Raw genomic sequence first — 6,925 nt, forward strand, 5'->3', positions numbered from 1 at the left:
CGGCGAACACGTCGGCGCCGAGCGAGAAATAGCGCTCCCGGTGCACGGCGCGCGGCGTCGCGCCCGCCGCCACGAGGGCGTCCCGGGCGGCGTCCATCAACGGCGCGGGCCCGCACAGGAACGCCTCGCGCGCGGTGAACGGCCGCAGCAGTCCGGTGAGCCGAATGACGTCCGGCAGGCCCTGCAGGGACTCCAGCCAGTGCACCACCGTGAGACGCCCGGGGTGCGCTGTGGCCAGCTCGCGCAGCCGCCCCGCGTGGATCACGGAGTCCTGGTCCCGGTTCGCGTACAGCAGGGCGACCCGGCCGGTGCCCGCGAGGAGCACCGACTCGGCGATCGACAGGCACGGGGTGATCCCCGAGCCGCCCGCGACGAGCAGGACGTCCGCGTCCAGGGACACCGGCGTGAAGGCCCCGGCGGGCGGCAGCGCCTCGACTTCGTCACCGGCCCGCACCCGCCCGCACAGCCATTCCGAACCCGCCCCGCCCGGAACCCGCTTCACGGTCACCCGCGGCAGCCGCCCGGCGTGCGGGGACCCGGCGAGCGAGTAGCAGCGGGCGCCGCCGTCCGGCAGCCGCAGCGTGAGGAACTGCCCCGGGAGGTAGACGAGTCCGGGTGTGTCGAAGACGACGCTCACCGCGTCGGCGCTCTCCCGGACCACCTCGGCGACGGTCAGGCGCAGCACGTCGGACACCGTCGCTCACCCCTCCCCGGACTCGCGCTGCGTCACCTTCAACAGGCCGCCCTCCACCGCGCGTCGGACCGAATGACGCAGTTCGGGACAGGACCACACCTGACCGGGCGGGCCGTTGCTGTCCGCGACGCGGGGGCACGCCAGGGCGCTCTCGCTCGTCCACTGCACCTGCAGATGCGCCGGGCTGTACTTCTCGCACAGCACCTGATTGCCGCACCTGGCGCACTCCACCGGGACCACGGCGCTCACTGCTCCCGCTGTGGTGCCACGGCGGCGAGGTTCGCCGAGACCTCCGCCCGCCACGCCTCACCCGCGTGCCGGGTGTCCACCTCGAACTCGAAGCGGCGCACCATCTCGTCCTTCACCTCGGTCGCGTCGACGTAGAACTGCTCGTACCAGCGCCGCAGTTGATAGACAGGGCCGTCCTCCTCCGTGAGCAGCGGATTGTCGATGCGGGTCTTGTTGCGCCAGATCTCGACGTCCTGCTCGAAGCCCTTGGCCAGGCCGGCGGAGGTCTGCTCGGCGGCGTACGCGGCCTGCTCGTCCGTCATGCCGGGAAGTTTCTTCACGATCGCCCCGTACATGAGGACGAAGGAGTCCGCGGCGACCGGATAGTGGCAGTTGATGAGGACCGACTCCATCTCGACCCCGTCGCCGACGTCGCTCCACAGCTTGTCGATCATGTAGGAGGGGCCGAAGTACGACGCGTCGGAGCGCAGCGCGCCCGCGCCCGACAGGGTGTCCATGGCGACGTCCGGGCGCGGCGCCGACTCCATGTACTGGGTGGCGACGTGGCCGTCGAAGACGTTCTTGAAGTAGGTGGGGAAGGAGTAGTGGACGTAGTAGAAGTGCGCCATGTCGACGACGTTGTCCACGATCTCGCGGCAATGCGCGCCGGTGACCCGGATCTGCTGCCACGACCAGTCCGACCACTGCCCGGCGTCCGGGCCGTGGCACCCCTCGATCTCCGGTATCTCCAGCGCGGGGTCCGGCCGCGCGCCCTGCGGGTCGTGCCACACGTACAGCTGGCCGTTGCGCTCGCGGGCCGTCCACGCGCGGGTCTTGGCGCGCGGCGGGACGCGGCGCGCGTAGGGGATCGCGGCGCAGCGGCCGGTCGCTCCCTTCCAGCGCCAGTCGTGGAACGGGCAGGCGACCGTGTCGCCCTTGACGGTGCCGTGCGCGAGGTTGCCGCCCATGTGCGGGCAGTACGCGTTCAGGACGTGCAGCACGCCGTCCTCCTCGCCGGCGAAGACGACGAGCTTCGTGCCGAACGCCTCCACCTCGTGCGGCGACCCGTCGCGGAAGTCGCGGGCGAGACCGAGGCAGTGCCAGCCCCGTGCGAACCGGACGGGCGCGGCACCGGCGTCGATGATCCGCACCTCGTCGTGCTGATCCTGTGTCGTCATGGCGACAACTCCCTTGCTGTGTGGGGCCACTGCGGTACGGGCGGCCGTGCGGGGGCTATGCGCCGGCCGGGGCGAGAGTGACGGCGATGTCGATGAGCTGGTCCTCCTGGCCGCCGACCAGGTGACGGCGGCCCGCTTCGAGGAGAATGTCGGCGCCGGACACGCCGTAGCGCTCCGCCTGCCGGTAGGCGTGCTTGAGGAACGAGGAGTAGACGCCTGCATGGCCCATCAGCAGCGACATCCGGTCGAGCAGACACTCGTCGTCCATGACGGGCCGCACCACGTCCTCGGCCGCGTCGACGATCTTCAGTACGTCGATGCCGGTACGGATGCCCATCTTGGCGCAGACCGCGGCGAGCGCCTCGACGGGCGTGTTGCCCGCGCCCGCGCCGAACCGCCGCGTCGACCCGTCGATCTGCAGGGCGCCCGCGCGGATCGCGGCGACCGAGTTGCCCACGCCGAGGCCCAGGTTCTCGTGCCCGTGGAAGCCGACCTGGGCGTCGCCGCCCAACTCCACGACCAGCGCGGCCACCCGCTCGCTCACGTCGTCCATCACCATGGCGCCCGCCGAGTCGACGACGTACACGCACTGGCAGCCCGCGTCGGCCATGATGCGGCCCTGCGCGGCCAGCCGCTCGGGCGTCGTGGAGTGCGCCATCATCAGGAAGCCGACGGTCTCCAGGCCCATGTCGCGGGCCAGTCGGAAGTGCTGGACGGAGACGTCGGCCTCGGTGCAGTGCGTCGCGATGCGGCAGATCCGCGCGCCGTTGCCGTGCGCCGCGCGGATGTCGTCCTTCACGCCGAGGCCCGGCAGCATCAGGAACGCGATCTTCGCCGTGCGGGCGGCGTCGATCGCCGCCTTGATGAGCTCTTGTTCGGGCGTGTGCGAGAAGCCGTAGGTGAAGGACGAGCCGCCCAGTCCGTCGCCGTGCGTCACCTCGATGACCGGGACGCCCGCGTCGTCGAGCGCCGCGACGACGTCCCGTACGTGCGCCGCGGTGAACTGGTGGCGCTTGGCGTGCGAGCCGTCCCGGAGGGAGGAGTCGGTGAGGCGGATGTCCAAGTCGTGCGAATACGCGGTCACTTGCTGATGCGTGGTCACGTGCCGAGTCCCTTCGCGAACTCCTCGCCGACCTTCGTGGCGGCGGCGGTCATGATGTCGAGGTTGCCTGCGTACGGCGGCAGGAAGTCGCCCGCGCCCTCCACCTCCAGGAACAGGCCGACCCGCGCGAGCCCGCCGTTCTCCGGCCGTGCCGCGTCGAACTGCGGCGCGACGCGCAGCCGGTAGCCCGGCACGTACGAGGCGACCTGTGCGGCGACCTCCGTCACGGACGCGGTGATCGCGTCCCGGTCGGCGTCCTCGGGGATCGCGCAGAACACCGTGTCCCGCATGATCACCGGAGGCTCCGCCGGATTGAGGATGATGATCGCCTTGCCGCGCCCGGCACCGCCGATCTCCTGGATGCCGCGTGCGGTGGTGCGGGTGAACTCGTCGATGTTGGCCCGGGTGCCGGGCCCCGCCGACACCGAGGCGACCGACGCGACGATCTCCGCGTACGCGACCGGGACGACGCGCGAGACGGCGTACACCATCGGGATGGTGGCCTGCCCGCCGCACGTGATCATGTTGACGTTGTCGGCGTCCAGGTGGGCGGTGAGGTTCGCGGGCGGCACCACGGCCGGGCCCACCGCCGCCGGCGTCAGGTCGATCGCCCTGATCCCGGCCTCGCGGTAACGGGGGGCGTTGGCCCGGTGCACGGACGCGCTGGTCGCCTCGAAGACCAGGTCCGGCAGCTCGTCCTGGGCGAGCAGCCAGTCGACTCCGCGGTCCGAGGCCTCCAGGCCGAGCTTGCGGGCGCGGGCCAGGCCCTCGCTGGCCGGGTCCACGCCGATCATCCAGCGAGGCTCGATGTGGGCGGAGCGCCGGAGCTTGTGCAGGAGGTCGGTGCCGATGTTCCCGGAGCCGACGATCGCGGCGGTCGCCTTCTTCGCCGCCTGCGCCTTCGTCGTCTGCTGAGGTTGCGTCATGTTCCAGTTCACCTAGGTCTATTCGAAGGTCAGGGAGACATGGCCGAGGCCGCGGAAGTCGGCCCGGTAGGTGTGGCCCGGCCGGACGTCGACCGCGCGGGTGCACGAGCCGGGCAGCACCAAGTGCCCCTTCTCCAGGGGCACGCCGAACCGGGCGACCGTCCGCGCCAGCCACGCCACCGACGCGGCCGGGTCGCCGAGCACGGCGTCGCTGCGCCCTTCGGCCAGCAACTCGCCGCTCCCCGTGGTGAGTCGGGCATCGATCGCCCTGAGGTCCAGGCCGCGCGGATCACGTCCCTCGCCGACGGCGTAACCGGCGCCGGAGGCGTTGTCCGCGATCGTGTCGGCGATGCCGATGTCCCAGTCGGCGATCCGCGAATCGATCAACTCCAGCGCGGGCACGACCCGTTCGGTCGCCGCGAGCACGTCGGCCGGGGTGCAGCCCTCGCCCGGCAGGTCCGCGCCCAGCACGAATCCGACCTCGACCTCGACGCGGGGCGCGCAGTAGCGGGCCGCCGCGACGGTGCCGGTCAGCTCCATGTCGTCGAGCAGATGCCCGTAGTCCGGTTCGTCGACGCTCATCATCCGCTGCATGACCGGGGACGACAGGCCCACCTTGTGCCCGGTGATCCGGGCGCCCGCGCCGCACCTGCGCCGGATGTTGATCAGCTGGATCCCGTACGCGTCCGCGGCGGTGACCGCCGGCCAGTCGCGGACCAGCGGGGTCACGGGCGCGCGGTCCGCCTCGGCGGTCCACAGCCGCGCGGCGGCCGCCCGGCGTTGCTGCTCGGTCAGCATGGTGCTCGCTCCCTGGGGTTCGCTCGGTGGTGCGGCCGAACGTAGGGGAGCGCCGCGGGAGCGCGGGAGCCGTCGTTCCCGGTGAGCGGGAACCCTCGCCACCCGGCGAAACGCCCGCTCGGCGCGGCCGACCTACACTCACCGCATGCCCGACGAACAGCCGCCAGGACCCGACCTCCCGCCCACCAGCTGGGCGATGCTCGGCCTGCTCTCCTTCGGGCAGGAACTGTCCGGCTACGACGCCAAGCAGTGGGCGGACTACGGGCTCGCCTTCTTCTACTGGAGCCCCTCCGTCAGCCAGGTCTACGGCGAGCTCAAACGCCTGGAACGCATCGGGTACGCCTCCTCGCGCCTGGTCGCCCAGGAGACAGGTGACCGCGAGAAGCGCGTCTACGCCCTCACCGAGGCGGGCCGCGCGGCCCTCGTGCACTGGGCGGGCGCCACCCCCGTGCCGCCGCCGGTCCTCAAGCACGGCCCGATGCTGCGGCTGTGGCTCGGCCACCTCCTGGAACCGGACACCGTCCGCGGCATCCTCGTGCAGCACCAGAAGGACGCCCTGGCCCGCGCCGAGGAGGCGGCGGGTCGCGTGGAGGAGGCCGTCGCCGACGGCGGCTGGGAGTACACGCGGCTGATCATGCGCTGGGCCGAGCGCTACCACCGGGCCGAGCACGACCTCGCGGTCGGTCTCCTCGCCGACTTGGAGGAGCTTCAGGTGTCGCGAGGCAGCGGGGCGTTTGAAGACAGCTGAGGTCTGTCTTCAAACGCCCGTACTACCAGTGCTACTGGTTGCCCCAGCCGGCTCCCGGTCCGGCCCCTGGCCCCGGTGCTCCCCAGCCGGGCACCGGTGCGACGGGCGTCGCGCTGCGGGCTTTGCGGCCGCGGCGGAGCAGCAGGATGCCGCCGATGAGCGCCAACAGCCCGGGCCCGCCGAACGCGGCGGCCATCCCCACGTATTCGCTGTCGAGGCCCGCGGCCCTGCGGGCGGCGGTGCCGTCGTCACCGGAGCCGAAGTGGGTGCCCGCACCCTTGGTGCCCACAGGGACCGTCTTGGTGCCCTTCACCTTCGCGGCGGCCCGCAGCGCGGCCGCCGCGTCGATCTCGCCGTAGCCGGTGGTCGGCGTGTAGGTGCCGGGGTGCGTGGCCGTCTTCCGCAGTACCTCGGACACCTGGGCGGGCGACAGGTCAGGATACTTCGACAGCAGCAGCGCCACGACGCCGGAGGTCAGCGCGGTGGCGGACGAGGTGCCGTCGATCGGCATCAGGCCCTTGCTGTGGTAGTCCGCGCTGTAGATACCGGCGCCCGGCGCCGCGATGTCCACGTAGTTGTGCACGGACGAGAACGACGTCCGCTGCCCGCCCGGTCGGGTGGCCGCCACGGTGAGCACGCCCGGATAGGCCGCGGGATAGCCGACGTTGTTCTCGCCGCCGCCGTTGCCGGTGTCGTCGGTCTCGTCCAGGTCGCCGCTGTTGCCGGCCGCCACGACCACGGTGACGCCCTTGGAGAGCGCGTACGAGAGCGCCGCGATGTCAGAGGTCTCGCTGTGCGAGAACATGGCGTCGCTGCCGAGCGACATCGAGATCACCTTGGCGCCGTGGTCCACCGCGTACGTGATCGAGTCGCTCAGGGCGTGGGCGTTGTCGCTGTTCCCGCCACCGTTCTCGACGGCCTCCTTCCAGGTCTTGTAGTCGGGGTCCTTGTCGTCGCGGATCGCCCGCAGCCCGAGGACCTTCGCCTTCGGTGCTGCCTCCAGCACGTTCGAGGCCATGGCCGTGCCGTGCGCGCCGTACCAGGACGCGTCCTGGTCGGTCTCCTGGAGCATGTCCGGGCCGTTGGTCGCGCGGCCGTTCAGCGCCGGGTGGGCGGTGCGTATCCCGGTGTCGATGACGGCCACCTTCACGCCGTCGCCCTGGGTCACGGCGTGCGCCTGGGGCAGCGAGAGCGCCGCCTTCTCCCAGCCGCGCGCGGCCGCGGCCGCGGTGCCCGGCGCCGTGGCGACCA

Annotated in this window: 8 protein-coding genes; 1 reads left to right on the forward strand and 7 read right to left on the reverse strand. The window is 72.1% G+C overall.

Features of this window, described 5'->3' with window-relative positions:
• From G3I40_RS40865 to G3I40_RS40890, 6 genes are all read right to left on the reverse strand, one after another.
• The coding region (locus G3I40_RS40865) for an FAD-binding oxidoreductase (protein WP_343245188.1) at window positions 1–694 on the reverse strand (694 nt) is incomplete at its 3' end.
• A gap of 6 nt (window positions 695–700) precedes the next feature.
• Entirely contained in the window at window positions 701–943 is a 243-nt protein-coding gene (locus tag G3I40_RS40870) for a hypothetical protein (RefSeq protein WP_164559872.1), read from the reverse strand.
• Window positions 940–2,100 (reverse strand): Rieske 2Fe-2S domain-containing protein, encoded by a 1,161-nt coding sequence (locus G3I40_RS40875; RefSeq protein ID WP_164559873.1) that lies wholly within the window; start codon window positions 2,098–2,100, stop codon window positions 940–942. Before G3I40_RS40875 ends, G3I40_RS40870 begins: the two co-directional genes overlap by 4 nt.
• Before the next feature lie 55 nt (window positions 2,101–2,155).
• Window positions 2,156–3,202, reverse strand: coding sequence for a 4-hydroxy-2-oxovalerate aldolase (gene dmpG / locus G3I40_RS40880; protein ID WP_343245189.1), 1,047 nt, complete (start codon window positions 3,200–3,202; stop codon window positions 2,156–2,158).
• Window positions 3,199–4,128, reverse strand: a complete 930-nt coding sequence (locus G3I40_RS40885; RefSeq protein WP_164559874.1) for an acetaldehyde dehydrogenase (acetylating) — start codon at window positions 4,126–4,128, stop codon at window positions 3,199–3,201. Before G3I40_RS40885 ends, dmpG begins: the two co-directional genes overlap by 4 nt.
• Before the next feature lie 18 nt (window positions 4,129–4,146).
• Window positions 4,147–4,926 carry a 2-keto-4-pentenoate hydratase gene (locus G3I40_RS40890; RefSeq protein ID WP_164559875.1) on the reverse strand — a complete coding sequence of 260 codons (780 nt, stop codon included), beginning with the start codon at window positions 4,924–4,926 and terminating at the stop codon, window positions 4,147–4,149.
• 145 nt (window positions 4,927–5,071) lie between these two features.
• Between G3I40_RS40890 and G3I40_RS40895 the strand changes: the two genes are divergently transcribed.
• Complete coding sequence (locus G3I40_RS40895; protein WP_164559876.1) at window positions 5,072–5,674, forward strand: PadR family transcriptional regulator; 603 nt, start codon at window positions 5,072–5,074, stop codon at window positions 5,672–5,674.
• A 31-nt stretch (window positions 5,675–5,705) separates the two neighbouring features.
• Here G3I40_RS40895 and G3I40_RS40900 read toward each other — a convergent pair.
• A partial coding sequence (locus G3I40_RS40900) for a S8 family serine peptidase (protein ID WP_164559877.1) occupies window positions 5,706–6,925 on the reverse strand: 1,220 nt, incomplete at its 5' end.

It is taken from the genome of Streptomyces sp. SID14478, assembly GCF_010548525.1.
In the GTDB taxonomy this organism is placed as follows: Bacteria; Actinomycetota; Actinomycetes; order Streptomycetales; family Streptomycetaceae; genus Streptomyces.